This window comes from Sinorhizobium terangae (assembly GCF_009601505.1).
GTDB lineage: Bacteria > Pseudomonadota > Alphaproteobacteria > Rhizobiales > Rhizobiaceae > Sinorhizobium > Sinorhizobium terangae.
This window is the reverse complement of record NZ_WITC01000124.1, coordinates 99,590-116,583: the sequence shown is the minus strand read 5'-3', so window position 1 is coordinate 116,583 and position 16,994 is coordinate 99,590. Positions and strand designations below refer to the sequence as shown.

Genomic DNA, 16,994 nt, shown 5'->3' with positions numbered 1-16,994 from the left:
CGCCGCGCCGGGAAAAGATTGAAAATATTCTAAACTATACACTTTGACACAAGTTTACTTTTGGTCCATGACAAAGCCGCTTCAACGGGTCTCGAGGCGTCTGCTCGGCCCTGGAACAAGCCAAGGAGAGGGTCATGACCAAGAATTGCATCCGCGCCGCCGCGCTGGCGCTCATGACGGCAACGTCTACGCTGGCTTTGCAACCGGCGAATGCCGCCACCGACGCCGCTCAGGTGGTCAAGCACTATGCTGCCGTTGCACACGCCAAATACGAAGATGCCCTGACGACGGCCGAAGCCCTCGACAAGGCGGTTGACGCGCTGATCGCAAGCCCGAGCGAAGAGACCTTGAAGGCCGCGCGTGACGCCTGGCTCAAGGCGCGCAACCCCTATCAGGAAACCGAGGTCTATCGTTTCGGCAACGCGATCGTCGATGAGTGGGAAGGCAAGGTGAACGCCTGGCCGCTCGACGAAGGTCTGATCGACTATGTCGACCAGAGCTATGGCACCGAAAGCGACGAGAACGCTCTTTTCGTTGCCAATGTGATCGCCAACAAGTCGATCAAGATCGACGGCAATGACGTCGACGCGACGAACATCACGCCGGAATTCCTGTCCGGGACGCTGCAGGAAGCAGGCGGCATCGAGGCGAACGTTGCGACCGGCTACCATGCGATCGAATTCCTGCTCTGGGGACAGGACCTGAACGGCACAGGCCCCGGCGCCGGCAACCGCTCCTATACCGACTTCGATACCAAGGCCTGCACGAACGGCAACTGCGATCGCCGAGCCGCCTACCTGAAGGCAGCCACCAGTCTGCTCGTTTCCGACCTCAAGGAAATGGTCGCCAACTGGACGCCGGATGGCGCCGCCACCAAGGCGGTGGAGGCCGATCCCAAGGCCGGCCTCGCCACCATCCTCACCGGCATAGGCTCGCTTTCCTACGGGGAACTCGCGGGCGAGCGCATGAAGCTCGGCCTGCTGCTGCATGATCCGGAAGAAGAGCACGATTGCTTCTCGGACAACACGCACAACTCGCATCTCCATGACGCGATCGGCATCCAGTCCGCCTATACCGGCGAATATACCCGTGTCGACGGCACGAAGCTCACCGGTCCCTCGATTTCCGAACTCGTTGCCGCGAAGGATGCGGCGCTGGACAAGGAACTGAAGGACAACCTTGCCGCCACGGTCGAAAAGATGCAGGCGATGGCTAAGCGCGCCGAAACGGTCGAGGCCTATGACCAGATGATCGGCGAAGGCAATGCGGAGGGTAACGCCACCGTCCAGGCCGCGATCGACGGCCTGATCGCACAGGCGAAGACCGTCGAACGCGTCATCGCCTCGCTCGATCTCGGCACGATCGAGCTTGAAGGTTCCGACAGCCTGGATAATCCTAGCGCCGTCTTCCAATGAGCCGAAAGGCGGGCCGCTCCGAAAAGGTGCGGCCCGGCCCAAGTCCAATGCATGTGACCTCCCGCCTCTTCGGGCTGCCCATCGCCGCGCTCATCAGCATCACCGCAACAGCAGCGGCGACGGGCGACGGTCCCGGCCTCGTCGTCAAAGCGGAACCCCAAGGGATACCAAAGGCTGAAATCGGGATAGGCGGCGTCGATACCCCCCTCTGCGCTGCCGGGCATCTCCCCCACAAGGGGGGAGATTGGCCGGAAGCAAAGCCTTGCCCGGTAATAACCGCGCAGAGGTCGGAATTGCGTTCAAAGGCACACGCGCAGAATTCAACGGCGTATGCGCAGGTTAATAGCTTGAGCGGGGCATCGCCCCCTGCCGATCTCCCCCCTTGTGGGGGAGATGCCCGGCAGGGCAGAGGGGGGTGCAGCGCCGGACAGGTCGCAGACAACCAAACCTCGCCTCGCCCTGCACGCCAGGACCTTTCCGAGCACGACCGCGAACGCGTGCTGACCGTCACCCGACCAACGACGGATTTCTTCAAGGCCGAACAGTTCGAGGCCCTTTCCGCCGGCGCCGCGACGACAATCGCGCCGGTCGACCGGCAAGTCTTCTCCCAGTTTTCGGCGAACCTTCCCTTCGAGGCCGAGCAGAACTTCAAGCTCGGCAAGGCGCTCTTCGAGAAGCTCTGGGTTTCGGCGCCCTCCTCCACGCAAGCCTCCGACGGGCTCGGCCCGCTCTACAACGCCCGCTCCTGCGAGAGCTGTCATCTCCGCGACGGACGCGGCCGACCGCCGGTAGGCGCGTCCGACTCAACATCGATGTTCTATCGCTTTGCGCGTGCGCCGCGCGATGACGCCGAACGGGAGATGGTCGCCGCCCATGCCGCGCTCAATTTTCCCGATCCTGTTTACGGTGCGCAACTCCAGGACAGTGCCGTGCCGGGGCTTGCAGCCGAAGGGCGCGTAGCGATCACGTATACGGAAGAGCAGGTGAGGCTTGCGGACGGCGAGACGGCTTTTCTGCGGAAGCCGCATTACACGGTCGCCGGCCTCGGCTATGGCCCGCTCGATCCGACAACGACGCTTTCGCCGCGCGTCGCCTCCCCGATGATCGGTCTCGGCCTGATCGAGGCGATCCACGAGGCCGACATTTTCGCGCGCGCAGATCCGGAGGACCGCGACGGGGACGGCATCAGCGGGCGGCCCGCGCTGGTCCGCGATGCCAAAACCGGAACCGTAACGCTTGGCCGCTTCGGCTGGAAGGCCCAAAGCCCGACGCTCCGACAACAAGCCGCCGACGCCTTCGCCATCGACATCGGCATATCCAACCCCGACAACGATCGCAGCCATGGCGATTGCACCGAGGCGCAGACCGGCTGCCAGGCGCTTCCGACCGGCGTTCAGGAACGGCTCGGCCCCGTCGAAGCACCCGATCCGGTGCTTGGGCTGGTCACCTTCTACGCCTCCAACCTGGCCGTGCCCGCCCGCCGAAAGGCAAGCTTTCCGGAAACCTTGAGGGGCAAGCAGCTCTTCTACGAATCCGGCTGCGTGGCCTGCCATGCGCCGAAATTCGTGACCCGGCGCGATGCATCGCACAAGGAGCAGGCGTTCCAGTTGATCTGGCCCTATTCGGATTTCCTGCTGCACGACATGGGTGAAGGTCTCGCAGACGGCCAACAAGTCGGCGTCGCCAATGGCCGAGAGTGGCGCACGCCGCCGCTCTGGGGGATCGGACTGACGCAAACCGTCAGCGGCCACACCTTCTTCCTTCACGATGGCCGCGCCCGTAACCTTACCGAGGCCGTCCTTTGGCACGGCGGTGAGGCGGAAAAGGCTCGCAACGCCTTTGCCGCCCTGCCGAAGGACGACCGAAAAGCCCTGATCACATTCCTGGAGTCACTCTGATGCGCCCGAGCCTTCCCCTAACACTGGCCGTCCTCCTGTTTGCGGCCACCGCCATCCCGACGGCCGCGCAAGAAGGTGGAGCGCTGTCGCCGCGCGTCGTCGACGAGGCCGCCGTGCCGGGCGTCATGGCAAAAGCCGTGGACGGCTTCATCATCCCCGGCTATCGCGGTCTCGCGGAAGCGACGGTCGGCCTTGCGGAAACGAGCGCCGCGCTTTGCGAGGCGCCCTCGGCAGCGGCGCTCGAGGCTGCCCGCTCGGCCTTTTCGGGCGTCGTGCGGAGATGGTCGGCGATCGAGATCATCCGCCTCGGCCCGGCCCTCGAACAGAACCGCTTCGAGCGCTTCCTGTTTTATCCCGACCGCAAGAGCACCGGCCTCAAGCAGGTACAGGCGATTCTTGCGAAAGAAGACGAAAGCGCAACGCAGGTAGAAAGCCTCAAGAAAAAAAGCGTCGCTGTCCAAGGCCTCGGCGCGCTCGAATACGTACTCTACGGCACCGGGGCAGAAACGCTTGCCGGGAAGGACGGCGCCTTTCGCTGCCGTTACGGCGTCGCGATATCGGAGAACCTGAAGGCGATCGCGGGCGAGCTCCTCACCGAATGGGAAAGGCCGGATGGAATCCAGGCCGCCTGGAAGAAGCCCGGTCCCGACAATCCGCTCTTCCGCGACAGCAGGGAGGCCGCAACCGAGCTCCTCGGCATTCTCGTCCACAGCGTCGAGATGGTGAAGGACCAGCGGCTGCGGCCCTTTTACACCGGCACGCTCGATGGAAAGCCCGACAAGGGCCGTCCAAGGCTCGCCATCTACTGGCGCTCAGTCAATACGATGGCCGCCATTTCCGCGAATCTGCGGGCCCTGCAGATGCTCTTCGATACGGCCGGCATGGAGAGCCTGCTTCCAGCCGACAGCCGCTCGATCGCCGGTTCGATCAATTTCCTCTTCAAGGCGCTGATCCGCGCCGCGGACCGCATCGAGGGACCGATCGACGCGGCGCTTGCGGACGAGAACCAGCGTGCCACGCTCGACTTCATCGCGCTCAACACCGCTGATCTCCTCGATCGCTTCAATCGCGAATTCGGGGGCGCCATCGGCCTTGGCGCCGGCTTTTCCTTTGCCGACGGCGATTGACATTGCACGTTGACACGGCAACGTGAAGGGGCCCCGCCGGCCAGCGGTTGACAAGCCGCTCTTTTGGGCGCAAAGCGCAAGTCGTGTCCGCTGTCGCGGGCATGTTTCACCTAGCAAGGATCAACCGGAATGAACCCCGACAGTCGAAGTCGAGCCTTCACGCTCACGGCCGTCCGATCCTGATTGATCAGGGCTCCGGGCGGTCGGATGACTCGCCCCATGGAGCCCCAAATGCTGCGCATCTACAAAGGCCAGAACAACCATCTCGCGCCCGTCGACCTCCTCAACGGCCTGGCATCCCAGGTACCGGTGATCTGGTTCGACCTCTTCAGTCCTTCCGCCGAGGAAACCCGGCTGGTCGAAGAGAGGCTGGCGATCGCCATCCCGACACGGGACGAGATGCAGGAAATCGAGCTTTCCGACCGCCTCTACCAGGAGGACGGCGCCGAGTTCATGACGATGACCGCCGTGGCGAAAATCGACAGCGACAATCCGGCAAAAGTGCCGGTGACGTTCATTCTCAAGGGACCGAGTCTCGTCACGGTGCGCCACGCCGATCCGAAGCCGTTCCAGGTCTATGCGACCCGCATCCAGAGGCCGAACGGGGCGGCGTGCGAAACCGGGGAACTGGTGATGCTGGGGCTTCTCGAGGCGATGATCGACCGCACGGCGGATGCGCTGGAGCGCGCCGGCAACGAGGTCGATGCGATTTCGCGCGAAGTTTTCCGTAAGTCGCACGCCAACGCCACCAAGAAGACGCGCAACCTGCAGTCGCTGATCGAGCAGATCGGCCAGAAGGGTGACCTCTTGACGATCATTCGTGAAAGTCTGGTGAGCGTCGGCAGGCTCGTCGCCTACCACGTGGCGATCGAGGGCAACGGACAGCGCAAGGCAGCCAAGGAGAGCCGGCAGCGGATCAAGCTGATCCAGCGCGACGCAACCTCGCTCGGCGATCACGCGCTGTTCCTGTCGAACAAGATCAATTTCCTGCTCGACGCGACGCTCGGCCTCATCAATCTCGAACAGAACCAGATCATCAAGATCTTCTCGGTGGCAGCGGTCGTGTTCCTGCCGCCGACGCTGGTCGCCTCGATCTACGGCATGAACTTTCAGTCGATGCCGGAACTGTTCTGGGACCTCGGCTATCCCTATGCTCTCGGCATGATGGTGCTTTCGGCGCTGTTGCCCTATCTCTATTTCAAACAGAGAGGGTGGCTGTGACGATGGCGCACTCTTCCCGGACTTTTCCCGCACAACCCCTCCCCAACCCCTCCCCACAAGGAGGAGGGACTTACGACGCTGCGCCGGCTTCGTTCAATCTCAACATTCCCGGGCATTCGGACGTCGGAGCTGGGATTGAGCGGGTCACGGAGGCGAGCCCCTCGCCCTTGTCGGGAGGGGCTGGGGAGGGGCTTGCCACGGGAAAGCGCCTCCGCCAGCAAAATCATATCAATACCCGGAACCTCATCGATCGACGCAGCTTCGTCAAAATGGCGGGCGCCGCCTGGCTGGCGACGCTTACCCCGCGTAGCGCTTTCGCGCTTGAAAGAACCGACGCCGTCTTCGCCTCGGCCTTCATGGCGCCGGACGGAAGCTACGGCGTCGCGACCCTGACGGACGAGGGCCAGATCATCGACCGGACGCTGCTGCCGGCGCGGGCGCATGGCATGGCCTTCTCCCCGGAAAGCCGGCGCGCCGTCGCCTTTGCCCGCCGGCCTGGCACCTATGCGATGGTCCTTTCGACCGATGGTGCCGCCGAACCCGTCGTGATTACAGCCGCTGAAGGCCGACACTTCTTCGGCCACGGCTGTTTCTCCGCCGATGGCCGCTTGCTCTATGCGACCGAGAACGACTTTTCCGCCAATCGCGGCATGATCGGTATTTACGACGGCACGAGGGGATTTGCCCGGATCGGCGAATTTCCGACCTACGGCATCGGGCCGCATGACATGACTCTTGCGGCCGACCGGCGGACGCTCGCGATCGCCAATGGCGGCATCGAGACCCATCCGGACTTCGGCCGCACCAAGCTCAATCTCGACCATATGGAGCCGAGCCTGACACTGGTCGACACAGTCACGGGGGCGCTCATCGAAAAGCATGTGCTGCCGAGGGAGCTTAGCCGGCTATCAACGCGGCATGTGGACATCGGAACCGACGGAAAGATCTGGTTCGCCTGCCAATACGAAGGGCCGCGCAACGACCTGCCCCCACTCGTCGGCCATTTCTCGCGAGGTGAGAACCTTGCCTTTATCCCCCTTCCCGAGCGAACGACCGAGGCGCTCGCCAACTATGTCGGCGCCATCGCCGTCAACCGTCGCGAAGGGCTCGTCGGACTGACATCGCCGAAGGGGAACGTCGCCGTCACGGTCGATGCGCGCACAGGCGCCGTCTTGAATGAGGAGTTCATCGCGGAGGCCGCAGGCGTCGCCGCGGCCGAACACGGCTTCGCCGTCTCCTCCTATGATGGCCACTTCAACGACCGCAAAAGCGCCGTTGCCTGGGACCAGCATATCGTCAGGTTGGGGTAGAGGTGGAGACTAGGTCACATCGCGGCATATCCGACGCCTGAAAGCGTCGCGAGATCGTCCCAGCGATAGGCGACCTGATCATAACTTTCACCGCCGACGCTGACGCGCCCTCGCCCGACGACACGCGCACCGAGCCGTTCATAAAACGCGCGGTTTGGATTGCCCGCCAGCACCCAGGCAAAAAGCGACGAGGCGCCCGTGTCCCGGCAATGCCGCGCAATCGTGCGTACCAGCGCGGAGCCGATGCCGGCGCCCTGGAACTCCTCCAGCAGGTAGAGCGTGTAGAGTTCGCGATCGAAGGCCGGTGGCATTCCCCGTGCTCGCCCGTAACTCGCCAGACCGATTACCTTCTTCGAGGTCATATCGGCAGCGACCAAATGGAAAGCGGCCGCGGCACGCATTCGCCGCGCATGCCGGATCGCGTGATCCTCGACCGTCATCGCATCGAGATACGCGTCGGAGATGATGCCCCGAAACGTCGACCGCCAGGTTTCGACGAGCACCGATGCCATCATCAGGACATCGTCGGGCTCGGCCGGTCGGATTTCAATGCGTCTGAAGTTCCTCATCGTAGACATATAAGGATCAGGCGGGGTTCGCGAAAGCAAGCGCGCACTCCAATCGGCGCATATTTCGCCCCGGATGTGGTTCGTGTACCGCGTATCGGGCCCGGTGGCGTCCGAGCGTGGCGATTTTCCACCTCGCCCGCGCTTGTCCTGCCTCCACTCGCATGCCACTGTCGGCCCGAAGCGGGCGCTCGGCCCCGCCCTCGGAAAGGCCTTTTCTATTGATCGACGACGAGCCGCATGATTTTCACGCCCGCATCCGGGAAAGCTTCGACCGCCAGGCGGCCATGCACACCATCGGCGCGGAGCTGACGCGCATCGAACCGGGCACGGTCGAGATCGAGCTGCCCTTCGATCCCAAGCTGACGCAGCAGCACGGCCTGCTGCATGCCGGCGTGATTTCCGCCGCGCTCGATGCCGCCGGCACCTATGCCGCCTATTCCGTGATCGACCCCGACGCGTCGCTGCTGACCATCGAGTTCAAGGTGAACCTGCTTTCGCCTGGCCGCGGCGACCGCTTCCTTTTCCGCGGCGAGGTGACGAAGCCTGGCACGACGATCATCGTTTCGGACGGACGGGCCTATGCCATCCGGCCGGACGGGCCGGCAAAGCTGATCGCCTCGATGACGGGAACCATGATGGTGGTACGCGGACGTGAAGGGATCGAGGGATGAGCTTTGAACTGAAGTCCGTGGCAGGCAAGACGATCCTCTACGTGATGGCGGTCGATGCCGAATACGGGCCCAGCCTGCGCACCCGCATCGCGCCGCTGATGACCGGGGTCGGCCCGGTCGAAGCCGCCGTCACCTTGACGAGGGCGCTCGCCAAACTCGATGCAGCCGACAGCCTGCCCGATCTCGTCGTCTCGCTCGGCTCGGCCGGGTCCGCCACCCTCGAACAGACCGAAGTCTACCAGGCGACGTCTGTCGGCTATCGCGACATGGACGCGTCCGTACTCGGTTTCGAGAAGGGGGCGACGCCGTTCCTCGATCTTCCCGCGGTCGTCAAACTGCCGTTGCGCATCCCGGGCGTGAAGGAGGCCCGGCTTTCGACCGGCGCCAACATCGTCTCGGGAAAGGCCTATGACGGCATCGACGCAGACATGGTCGAGATGGAGACCTTCGCGGTCCTGCGCGCCTGCCAGTCCTTCGGCCTGCCGCTGATCGGCCTGCGCGGCATTTCGGACGGCAAGGCGGAATTGAAGCATGTCGACGACTGGAAGGAATATCTCCATGTGATCGACGAGAAGCTCGCCGCCGCGATCGACCGGCTGGAGGCAGCACTCGGAACCGGTGAAATCAGGCTCTGAAAGTCCTAAATTGTCGGGGTGCAATGTAATCGTTGCGCCAAAGGCGGGCTTTCATTAAAGGCTCGCCATGATCAAGCTTGAAGGCCCGCTATGACTGAGACAGCCCATCCCGACACCGTTCTCATCGTCGACTTCGGCAGCCAGGTGACCCAGCTCATCGCCCGGCGCGTGCGCGAATCCGGCGTCTATTGCGAAATCGTGCCGTTCCAGTCGGCCGAGGAAGGCTTCAAGCGGCTGAAGCCGAAGGCGGTGATCCTGTCCGGCAGCCCGGCTTCGACGCTCGAGATCGGATCCCCCCGCGCGCCATCGGTGATCTTCGACAGCGGCTTGCCGGTCTTCGGCATCTGCTATGGCCAGCAGACCATGTGCGCCCAGCTCGGCGGCAAGGTGGAAGGCGGTCATCACCGCGAATTCGGCCGCGCCTTCCTGGAGGTCGAGAAGGAATGCGCCCTCTTCGACGGTCTCTGGTCGGTCGGCTCGCGCCATCAAGTCTGGATGTCGCACGGCGACCGCGTCACCATGATCCCGGACGGTTTCGAGGTCGTCGCGACTTCGTCGAATGCGCCCTTCGCCTTCATCGCCGATGAGAAGCGCAAATATTATGCGGTGCAGTTCCATCCGGAAGTGGTTCACACGCCGGACGGCGCCAAGCTGATCGCCAACTTCGTGCACAAGATCGCCGGCATCAAGAGCGACTGGACCATGTCGGCCTATCGCGCCAAGGCGGTAGAGGCGATCCGTGAACAGGTCGGCGACAAGAAGGTGATCTGCGCGCTTTCGGGGGGTGTCGATTCCTCCGTCGCAGCCCTTCTCATCCACGAGGCTGTCGGCGACCAGCTCACCTGCATCCTCGTCGACCATGGCCTGATGCGCAAGGACGAGGCGGCGAATGTCGTCGCCATGTTCAAGGAACACTACAACCTCCACCTGCTGCACATCGATGCCTCCGACCGCTTCATCGGCGAGCTCGAAGGTGTCAGCGATCCGGAGACCAAGCGCAAGATCATCGGCCGTCTCTTCATCGAGGTGTTCGAGGAAGAAGCAAAGAAGCTCGGCGGCGCCGATTTCCTGGCCCAGGGCACGCTCTATCCGGACGTGATCGAAAGCGTTTCCTTCACCGGCGGCCCGTCGGTGACGATCAAGTCACATCACAATGTCGGCGGCCTGCCGGAGCGCATGAACATGCAGCTCGTCGAGCCGCTGCGCGAACTCTTCAAGGACGAAGTGCGCGTGCTCGGTCGCGAGCTCGGCCTGCCCGACAGTTTCATTGGCCGCCATCCCTTCCCCGGGCCCGGCCTTGCGATCCGCTGCCCCGGCGGCATCACCCGCGAGAAGCTCGAAATCCTGCGCGAGGCGGACGCGATCTATCTCGACGAGATCCGCAAGGCCGGCCTCTACGACGCGATCTGGCAAGCCTTCGCCGTGCTCCTGCCGGTGCAGACCGTCGGCGTCATGGGCGACGGGCGCACTTACGAATTCGTCTGCGCGCTCCGCGCCGTCACCTCCGTCGACGGCATGACCGCCGATTTTTACCACTACGACATGGAATTCCTCGGCCGCGCGGCAACGCGCATCATCAACGAGGTCCGCGGCATCAACCGCGTCGTCTACGACGTGACCTCGAAACCGCCGGGCACGATCGAGTGGGAGTGATCCCACTCTCCACGTCGCCGCATCGATCATCAACCCAGCTTGTCGCGTCGCGCACTACAGCGCCGCGCGTCCAATCGGACGCGCAAAGGTCGCTGTAGCACTTTGATTTGCTGCGTGATTTTATCCTTAAATCGATTCCGATTTAAGGAATCATGCAGTAGACAGGATGCTACCCCGTGGGGGATCATCTGACCCCGCGTTTCATGAGGGAGCAAGTAGCTGCGGCGCGCCGAAATCGATAGCCAGAACCGCTGCCAGCTCAAGCGCCAGCGCGACTACCGCCTGGCGGTGGATATCATCACTCGCGCCTGGATGACGTTCCCGGAGGTTAAGGCAATTGCCGTGATCGACTCGGTCACAAAGCCGCTGTGGAAGGAGGTTCCCCGGTTGCGCTGAGCACTTCAAAGTCCCATAAACCGCATTCCGACGGATCGCCTATCGAGGGACAGCAAAAGTGGAAATTACGGAGATCATCATCGCCGGCGATACGCCGGGCGTCGAATGGCGGCTGCCGGTGTTCCGGTTCAAGGGGACAAAACCGGAAGCACCGCGGACCTATGTCCAGGCGGCGCTTCATGCGAACGAACTGCCGGGCACGGCGCTCTCGCATTTCCTTCTGGGGAAGCTGCGCCGGGCGGATGCCGAAGGCGCGATCCTCGGCGATATCACGGTCGTTCCGCAAGCAAATCCGATCGGTTCGGCGCAGTCGCATTTCGGCGAGTTGCAAGGTCGCTTCGATCTCGGCTCCCGCACCAATTTCAACCGTGACTTCCCGCTGATTTCCCTTGGCGAACGCGACGGCCTGGTCGAGGATCTCGACCGGTACTCGGCGACCGACCGACTGAAGCGGCAGCTGCTCCATATGGCGCTTGGCGCCGAGCTGGTGCTCGACCTCCACTGCGACGACGAGGGGCTGCAATATGCCTATATCAACGAGGCCTTCTGGCCGGAAGCCGCGGACCTCGCTGCTGCGCTCGATATGAAAGCCGTGTTTCTCTCCGATGGCGAAAGCTCCGCTTTCGAAGAAGCGGTCGGCCATGCCTGGAAAAACGAGGACAAGAGCCGGAAGAAAACGTCCCTGCCCGGCCGGCTTTCCGTAACCGTGGAGCTGCGCGGCACGCGTGACGTCTATCCGGCAACCGCAAGCAAGGATGCCGACGGCGTCTGGCAGTTTCTTCTCGCCCGCGGCGTGGTTTTCGGGGCACGCACCGATGTTCCAGCCTTCTCCGGCAAGGCCGTGCCACTCGACAACATCGAGATGATCCGCGCGCCCGCAGCCGGCGCGATCCTCTTCCATCGCGATATCGGTGAAAGCGTCCATGCGGGAGACCTGCTCGCGACGATCCTTGCCAAGCCCGGCACTCCGGAAGGCGCGATCGAGGTCCGGGCGCCGCAGGACGGGCTGATCGTCACCCGGGTCTCCACCCGCTTCGCACGCCGTAGGTCGGACCTGATGAAGATTGCCTGCGAGGAGCCTTCGCGAGCGGTGCGCAAGCCGGGCACGCTGGAGGCCTGATCCTCTGAGATGCCCCCTCATCCGGCCTGCCGGCCACCTTCTCCCCGCAAGCGGGGCGAAGGAGACTCGCGGTAACGCGCCGCTCCCCAAATCCCCGTCCCTGCGCGGCGGAGGAGGAGACTGGCGGGTGCGGCATTGTCCCTTCTCCCCGTCCAAACGGGGAGAAGGTTGTGGCAGCGGGATGAGGGGCCGTTGAGCTACCACCTACGGCGTGGCACCAGCTTGCATTTTCGGACTGTCGAGAAGGATGGTCGAGCGGAGCGTCTTGATTTCGGCGATCTGCTCGAACTCGCTCCAGAGCAGGCGCTTGTAATCCGCAACATCGCTGACGGCGATCTTCAGCAGGAAATCGAAATCGCCGGCAACCGTGTGGCATTCGACCACTTCCGGCATGCGCGAGACCAACTCGATGAACCGCTGCCCCACTTTGCTCGCGGTGCGCTCCAGCGTCACCTCGACAAAGGCCTGGAAGCCGATGCCGGCCGCCTGTGGGTCCACCACAACCGTTTGGCGGATGATGCCTGCCGAATAGAGGCGCGCCAGCCGTCGCGACAGTGGCGCCGGCGAGAGGCCGACCTTTTCCGCCAGTTCGTTGTTGCTTCTCGATGCGTCTTCGACGAGCAGGCGGATGATCCGCCGGTCGATCGCATCCAGTTCCGTTTTTCCGCGCTCCATCGCAAACTCGCTCCAACTCCATAACCGAGCAAATCCGTAGAAAAATCTGGCCGACCTGCGCAAAAACATATAAGCGATCTTGGAACGTGGGCAAACTGTGCGTCGAATTTGCGTTCAGACTAGCTTACAGAGGTTGCGGACAAGTCGCGCATACGGCTTGCCTTTCCGCCTGCCCAAAACAACTATGCCCCAATTGTTAGCACCAGAGGGAACCCGGCATGTTCGATGCTCTCGCCCGTCAACCCGACGACCCGTTGCTGGCCCTGATCGGCCTCTACCGAAACGACGCGCGCCCCGGCAAGGTGGACCTTGGCGTCGGCGTCTACCGTGACGAAACCGCCCACACGCCGATCTTCCGGGCCGTGAAAGCGGCGGAGAAGCGGCTGCTGGAGACGCAGGACACCAAGGCCTACGTCGGACCTGAAGGGGACCACGTGTTCCTAGACCATCTCTGGACGCTTGTCGGCGGCGATACGGTCGAACGGAGCCATATGGCAAGTGTGCAGACGCCGGGCGGCTCGGGCGCGCTCAGGCTCGCGGCCGACCTTATACACCGCGTGGGCGGCCGGCGGATCTGGCTCGGCCTGCCGAGCTGGCCGAACCATGCGGCAATCTTCAAGGCGGCGGGCCTCGAAACGGCAAGCTACGAGTTCTTCGACATTCCGTCGCAGGCGGTGCTCTTCGACAATGTCATCAGCGCGCTCGAGGGTGCGGCGGCCGGTGACGCCGTCCTGCTGCATGCAAGCTGCCACAACCCGACCGGCGGCGCGCTGACAGAAGCGCAGTGGCTGGAAATCGCCGCGCTTGTCGCGGAGCGTGGGCTCCTGCCGCTGGTCGATCTCGCCTATCAGGGCTTCGGCCGCGGCCTCAACGAAGACGTTGCAGGCCTGAGGCATCTCATCGGCGTAGTCCCAGAAGCGCTCGTCGCCGTTTCCTGCTCGAAATCCTTCGGCCTCTATCGCGAACGCACCGGCGCCATCTACGCGCTCACCGCCTCGGCGAGCTCCGCCGACACCGTGCGGTCCAATCTCGCCGGGCTCGCCCGCACCAGCTATTCCATGCCGCCGGATCATGGCGCCGCCGTCGTGCGCACGATCCTCTCGGACAAGGACCTCGCACGCAGCTGGGCAGAGGAGCTGGAGGCGATGCGCCTGCGCATGACCGGCATCCGCCGGGCGCTTGCGGAAGGACTGAGAACCCGCTGGCAGGCGCTCGGCGCGATCGCCGCTCAGGAGGGCATGTTCTCGATGCTGCCGCTCTCGGAAGCGGAGGTGCTGCGGCTTAGAAGCGAGCATGGCATCTACATGCCGACATCGGGCCGCATCAACATCGCCGGGCTGAAAACGGCGGAAGTCGCCGGCGTCGTCGGCAATTTCACGAGCCTCTGAGGGAGACAGCGGGGATGGAGGTCGACGGAGAGGGAAGCATTGCCGTTGCGCCCACCGAGCGCCACAGGCTTTACGAGGATGCGCTTGCCATCCTGACCGGCACGCTCATCGTCTCGCTCGGCGTGGTGATCTACAGCAAGGCGGTGCTTTTGACCGGCAGCACGGCCGGCCTCGCCCTGCTTCTGCAATACGCAACCGGTGCCGGATTCTGGCTGGTCTTCTCGCTCGTCAACCTGCCCTTTTACGTTCTTGCGGTCGGGCGGCTTGGCTGGCCGTTCGCGTTGCGCACGTTTCTCGCCGTCAGCCTTGTCTCGCTGTTTTGCCGCCTGACGGCGCGGTGGGTGGAGTTCGCGCATGTAGATCCGATCTACGCCGCCGTTGTCGGCGGCGGGTTGATGGGAATGGGCCTGCTCGTCCTCTTCCGGCACCGCACCGGTCTCGGCGGCATCAACATCGTGGCGATCTATCTGCAGGAGAAATGGGGGATCCGCGCCGGCTATTTCCAGCTTGCCGTCGATCTGGCGATCCTGGCAGCCGCCTTCTTCGTGTTGCCGCCGGCGAACCTCGTGCTCTCGATCGTTGGCGCTTCTGTCGTCAACATGATCCTCGCGATCAACCACAAGCCCGGCCGTTATGTCGGCGTAACCTGAGCGGGCGCTTCCGGGCTTTTCTCCGAGGCGTCGCCCCGCTATTTGTTGCCCGCATTGGTAGAGACGGGAAGAGATTCGGCATGACGGTTACGATCTACGGAATCAAGAACTGCGACACGATGAAGAAGGCGCGCAGCTGGCTCGAAGACCACGGCGTCGCCTACCGGTTCCACGACTACAAGCAAGAAGGGATTGACCGGGCGCATCTTCAGCGCTGGTGCGACGAATTCGGTTGGGAAACAGTGCTCAATCGCTCGGGCACGACCTTCCGCAATCTGCCGGAGGAGGACAAGCAGGACATGACGGCTGAAAAGGCCATCGCGCTCATGCTCAAGCAGCCGTCGATGATCAAACGCCCGGTGCTCGATGCCGACGGCAAGCTCATGATCGGCTTCAAGCCGGAGCTCTACGAAGCCCGGTTCGGCGCGTAAGAGGCAGTCGATGTCGAAGACGACCCGCGCCACGCAGACGCTTGCAAAGGCTGGCGTTTCCTTCACCGTGCACAGCTACGACTACGATCCCGGTGCCGAGCGCGTGGGCCTGCAGGCGGCCGAGGCGCTGGGAGAGGATCCTTCCCGCGTGCTGAAGACGCTGATGGCCGAAGTGGACGGCAAGCCTGTCTGCTGCATCGTGCCCTCCGACCGCGAAGTCAGCATGAAGAAGCTCGCCGCGGCCTTCGGCGGAAAGTCGGCCAGCATGATGAAGCCCGCCGACGCCGAGCGCCTGACCGGCTACCATGTCGGCGGCATCAGCCCCTTCGGCCAGAAGAAGATCGTTCCGACCGCGATCGAGGAGGCAGCGCTTGCCGAAACGCTTGTCTATATCAATGGCGGCCAGCGTGGTCTGCAGGTGCGGCTCGCGCCAAAGGATGCGCAGTCGGTCCTGAAGGCGATCACTGCTCCGCTGATAGCCTGATCCGGCCGTCTCAGGCCAGCCGCGAAAGCAGTTCGGCGAGCTTGCCCGCCTCATCCTCGCCGAACTTTGCGCCGACATGCCTTTCAATTGAGCGCGCATAGGTTTGCCACATGCGGGCTCGCATCTGACGGCCCGTCTCGGTCACGACGATCCAACAGCCTCGCGCGTCCTCGTCGAAGGCTTCCCGGCGCACCAGGTCTTCCTTTTCCAGCCGATCGATCAGGCGCGAGAGGTTGTATTGGGCAAGCAGCGTGCGGGCCTCGATCTCGAATGGCCTGAGCCTGCCGGCTTCGGCGCGCACCAGTTCCCAAAGCACATCGTACCAGCCAAGCGGAGGCAGGCCTGCCTCCTTGAAATCCTTCTCGATCGCCGAAAGCACGCGCCGCTGTGCGCGCATGAGCGCGACCCACGCCCGCGTGGCCGCCAATGTCGGCTCGTAGTCTGCTGATCTTTCATTCATAGATGCAATTACATCTATCTTGACTGATTTTGCAAGCCGATATATATGCAGTTGCATCTACATTGCCCCAAACAGGGAGAATATCGATGACCGCGCCACTGACCCTGATCAGCCATCATCTCTGCCCATACGTCCAGCGCGCCGCAATCGCGCTCGCCGAAAAAGGCGTGCCGTTCGAACGCGTCTATATCGATCTCGCCAACAAACCGGACTGGTTCCTGAAAATCTCGCCGCTCGGCAAGGTGCCCCTGCTCCGCATCCCGCAGGACGGCGGCGAAGCGATCCTCTTCGAAAGCACAGTGATCTGCGAATATCTGGAGGAGACCCAGCCGGGAGCGAAACTGCACCCGGCCGACCCCCTGACCCGGGCGCGCCATCGCGGATGGATGGAGTTCGGATCGGCGATTCTTTCCGACCTCTGGACCTATGAAACCACCCAGGACGCCGACGTGCTCGAAACCAAACGTGGCGTGCTCCGGACGAAATTTGCGACCGTCGAAGCAGAGCTCGGCGACGGCCACTATTTTGCAGGCATCGATTTCAGCCTGGTCGACGCCGTCTTCGCGCCCATCTTCCGCTATTTCGACGTGTTCGACACGATTTCGGACATGGGCATATTCGACGGACTGCCGCGCGTCGCCGCCTGGCGGAAGGCGCTTGCCGCAAGGGCAAGCGTGAAGGCGGCGGTAACCCAGGACTATCCCGAGCGATTGATGGCGTTTCTCGAGAAACATGACGCGGCGCTTCTTCGCTCAAGGCGCGCCGCCGCGTGACATGCGGCTTGAACCGGTCTAAAACGAGCGCACCGCTCGACCGCGCGCGTCCCCGACGTGCAAGGCGGCGACGGCACGCAAAAGCCATGCGCTCGTTTCCACCGGCAGCGTCCATCGT

The 16,994-nt window shown here is 63.4% G+C and carries 16 protein-coding genes and 1 pseudogene; 14 read left to right on the top strand and 3 right to left on the bottom strand.

The features are described from left to right. Nucleotides 1-134: 134 nt before the first annotated feature. The 5 genes and pseudogenes from GHK62_RS29780 to GHK62_RS29760 all read left to right on the top strand — a co-directional run bounded on the left by GHK62_RS29780 (nucleotide 135) and on the right by GHK62_RS29760 (nucleotide 7,040). Nucleotides 135-1,415: an imelysin family protein gene (locus GHK62_RS29780; RefSeq protein WP_153442537.1), complete on the top strand. Its 1,281-nt coding sequence runs from the start codon at nucleotides 135-137 to the stop codon at nucleotides 1,413-1,415. A 347-nt stretch (nucleotides 1,416-1,762) separates the two neighbouring features. Then, entirely contained in the window at nucleotides 1,763-3,313 is a 1,551-nt protein-coding gene (locus tag GHK62_RS29775; protein WP_153442536.1) for a di-heme oxidoreductase family protein, read from the top strand. Further along, nucleotides 3,313-4,440 (top strand): imelysin family protein, encoded by a 1,128-nt coding sequence (locus GHK62_RS29770; RefSeq protein ID WP_153442535.1) that lies wholly within the window; start codon nucleotides 3,313-3,315, stop codon nucleotides 4,438-4,440. Before GHK62_RS29775 ends, GHK62_RS29770 begins: the two co-directional genes overlap by 1 nt. 231 nt (nucleotides 4,441-4,671) lie before the next feature. Beyond that, a complete protein-coding gene (locus GHK62_RS29765) occupies nucleotides 4,672-5,661 on the top strand; it encodes a magnesium transporter CorA family protein (protein ID WP_153442534.1) in 990 nt (329 codons plus the stop codon). 227 nt (nucleotides 5,662-5,888) lie between these two features. Then, a pseudogene (locus GHK62_RS29760) lies at nucleotides 5,889-7,040 on the top strand (DUF1513 domain-containing protein). Here the strand turns inward: GHK62_RS29760 and GHK62_RS29755 are convergent. After that, a complete protein-coding gene (locus GHK62_RS29755; protein ID WP_167528399.1) occupies nucleotides 6,986-7,540 on the bottom strand; it encodes a GNAT family N-acetyltransferase in 555 nt (184 codons plus the stop codon). The pseudogene GHK62_RS29760 and the gene GHK62_RS29755 sit on opposite strands and share 55 nt — an antisense overlap. Nucleotides 7,541-7,824: 284 nt before the next feature. Here GHK62_RS29755 and GHK62_RS29750 point away from each other — a divergent pair, with 284 nt between their 5' ends. From GHK62_RS29750 to GHK62_RS29730, 4 genes are all read left to right on the top strand, one after another. After that, the gene (locus GHK62_RS29750; RefSeq protein WP_380785582.1) at nucleotides 7,825-8,211 is read left to right on the top strand and encodes a PaaI family thioesterase; all 387 of its coding nucleotides are present in this window, start codon (nucleotides 7,825-7,827) and stop codon (nucleotides 8,209-8,211) included. Continuing rightward, entirely contained in the window at nucleotides 8,208-8,846 is a 639-nt protein-coding gene (locus tag GHK62_RS29745) for a 5'-methylthioadenosine/S-adenosylhomocysteine nucleosidase (protein WP_153442532.1), read from the top strand. Before GHK62_RS29750 ends, GHK62_RS29745 begins: the two co-directional genes overlap by 4 nt. A 90-nt stretch (nucleotides 8,847-8,936) precedes the next feature. After that, nucleotides 8,937-10,499: a glutamine-hydrolyzing GMP synthase gene (gene guaA, locus GHK62_RS29740; protein ID WP_153442531.1), complete on the top strand. Its 1,563-nt coding sequence runs from the start codon at nucleotides 8,937-8,939 to the stop codon at nucleotides 10,497-10,499. 454 nt (nucleotides 10,500-10,953) lie between these two features. Beyond that, on the top strand, nucleotides 10,954-12,015 hold the full coding sequence (locus GHK62_RS29730) for a M14 family metallopeptidase (protein ID WP_184108407.1): 1,062 nt from the start codon (nucleotides 10,954-10,956) through the stop codon (nucleotides 12,013-12,015). Nucleotides 12,016-12,219: 204 nt separating this feature from the next. Here GHK62_RS29730 and GHK62_RS29725 read toward each other — a convergent pair whose 3' ends face one another. After that, the gene (locus GHK62_RS29725) at nucleotides 12,220-12,690 is read right to left on the bottom strand and encodes an Lrp/AsnC family transcriptional regulator (RefSeq protein WP_153442529.1); all 471 of its coding nucleotides are present in this window, start codon (nucleotides 12,688-12,690) and stop codon (nucleotides 12,220-12,222) included. Between the two features lie 218 nt (nucleotides 12,691-12,908). Here GHK62_RS29725 and tatA point away from each other — a divergent pair, with 218 nt between their 5' ends. The 4 genes from tatA (at nucleotide 12,909) to ybaK (ending at nucleotide 15,643) form a co-directional block, all read left to right on the top strand. After that, nucleotides 12,909-14,078: a tyrosine aminotransferase gene (tatA, locus tag GHK62_RS29720; protein ID WP_153442528.1), complete on the top strand. Its 1,170-nt coding sequence runs from the start codon at nucleotides 12,909-12,911 to the stop codon at nucleotides 14,076-14,078. 14 nt (nucleotides 14,079-14,092) lie between these two features. After that, entirely contained in the window at nucleotides 14,093-14,728 is a 636-nt protein-coding gene (locus GHK62_RS29715; RefSeq protein ID WP_153442527.1) for a YitT family protein, read from the top strand. Nucleotides 14,729-14,808: 80 nt separating this feature from the next. Beyond that, the gene (locus GHK62_RS29710; RefSeq protein WP_153442526.1) at nucleotides 14,809-15,159 is read left to right on the top strand and encodes an ArsC family reductase; all 351 of its coding nucleotides are present in this window, start codon (nucleotides 14,809-14,811) and stop codon (nucleotides 15,157-15,159) included. 10 nt (nucleotides 15,160-15,169) lie between these two features. Beyond that, nucleotides 15,170-15,643 (top strand): Cys-tRNA(Pro) deacylase, encoded by a 474-nt coding sequence (ybaK, locus tag GHK62_RS29705; protein WP_153442525.1) that lies wholly within the window; start codon nucleotides 15,170-15,172, stop codon nucleotides 15,641-15,643. Between the two features lie 10 nt (nucleotides 15,644-15,653). Here the strand turns inward: ybaK and GHK62_RS29700 are convergent, their stop codons facing one another. Continuing rightward, entirely contained in the window at nucleotides 15,654-16,103 is a 450-nt protein-coding gene (locus GHK62_RS29700; protein WP_234887096.1) for a MarR family winged helix-turn-helix transcriptional regulator, read from the bottom strand. An 86-nt stretch (nucleotides 16,104-16,189) separates the two neighbouring features. On the opposite strand from GHK62_RS29700, the gene GHK62_RS29695 reads away from it, so the two are divergent. Then, nucleotides 16,190-16,876, top strand: a complete 687-nt coding sequence (locus GHK62_RS29695) for a glutathione S-transferase family protein (protein WP_153442523.1) — start codon at nucleotides 16,190-16,192, stop codon at nucleotides 16,874-16,876. The last annotated feature ends 118 nt before the right edge of the window (nucleotides 16,877-16,994 follow it).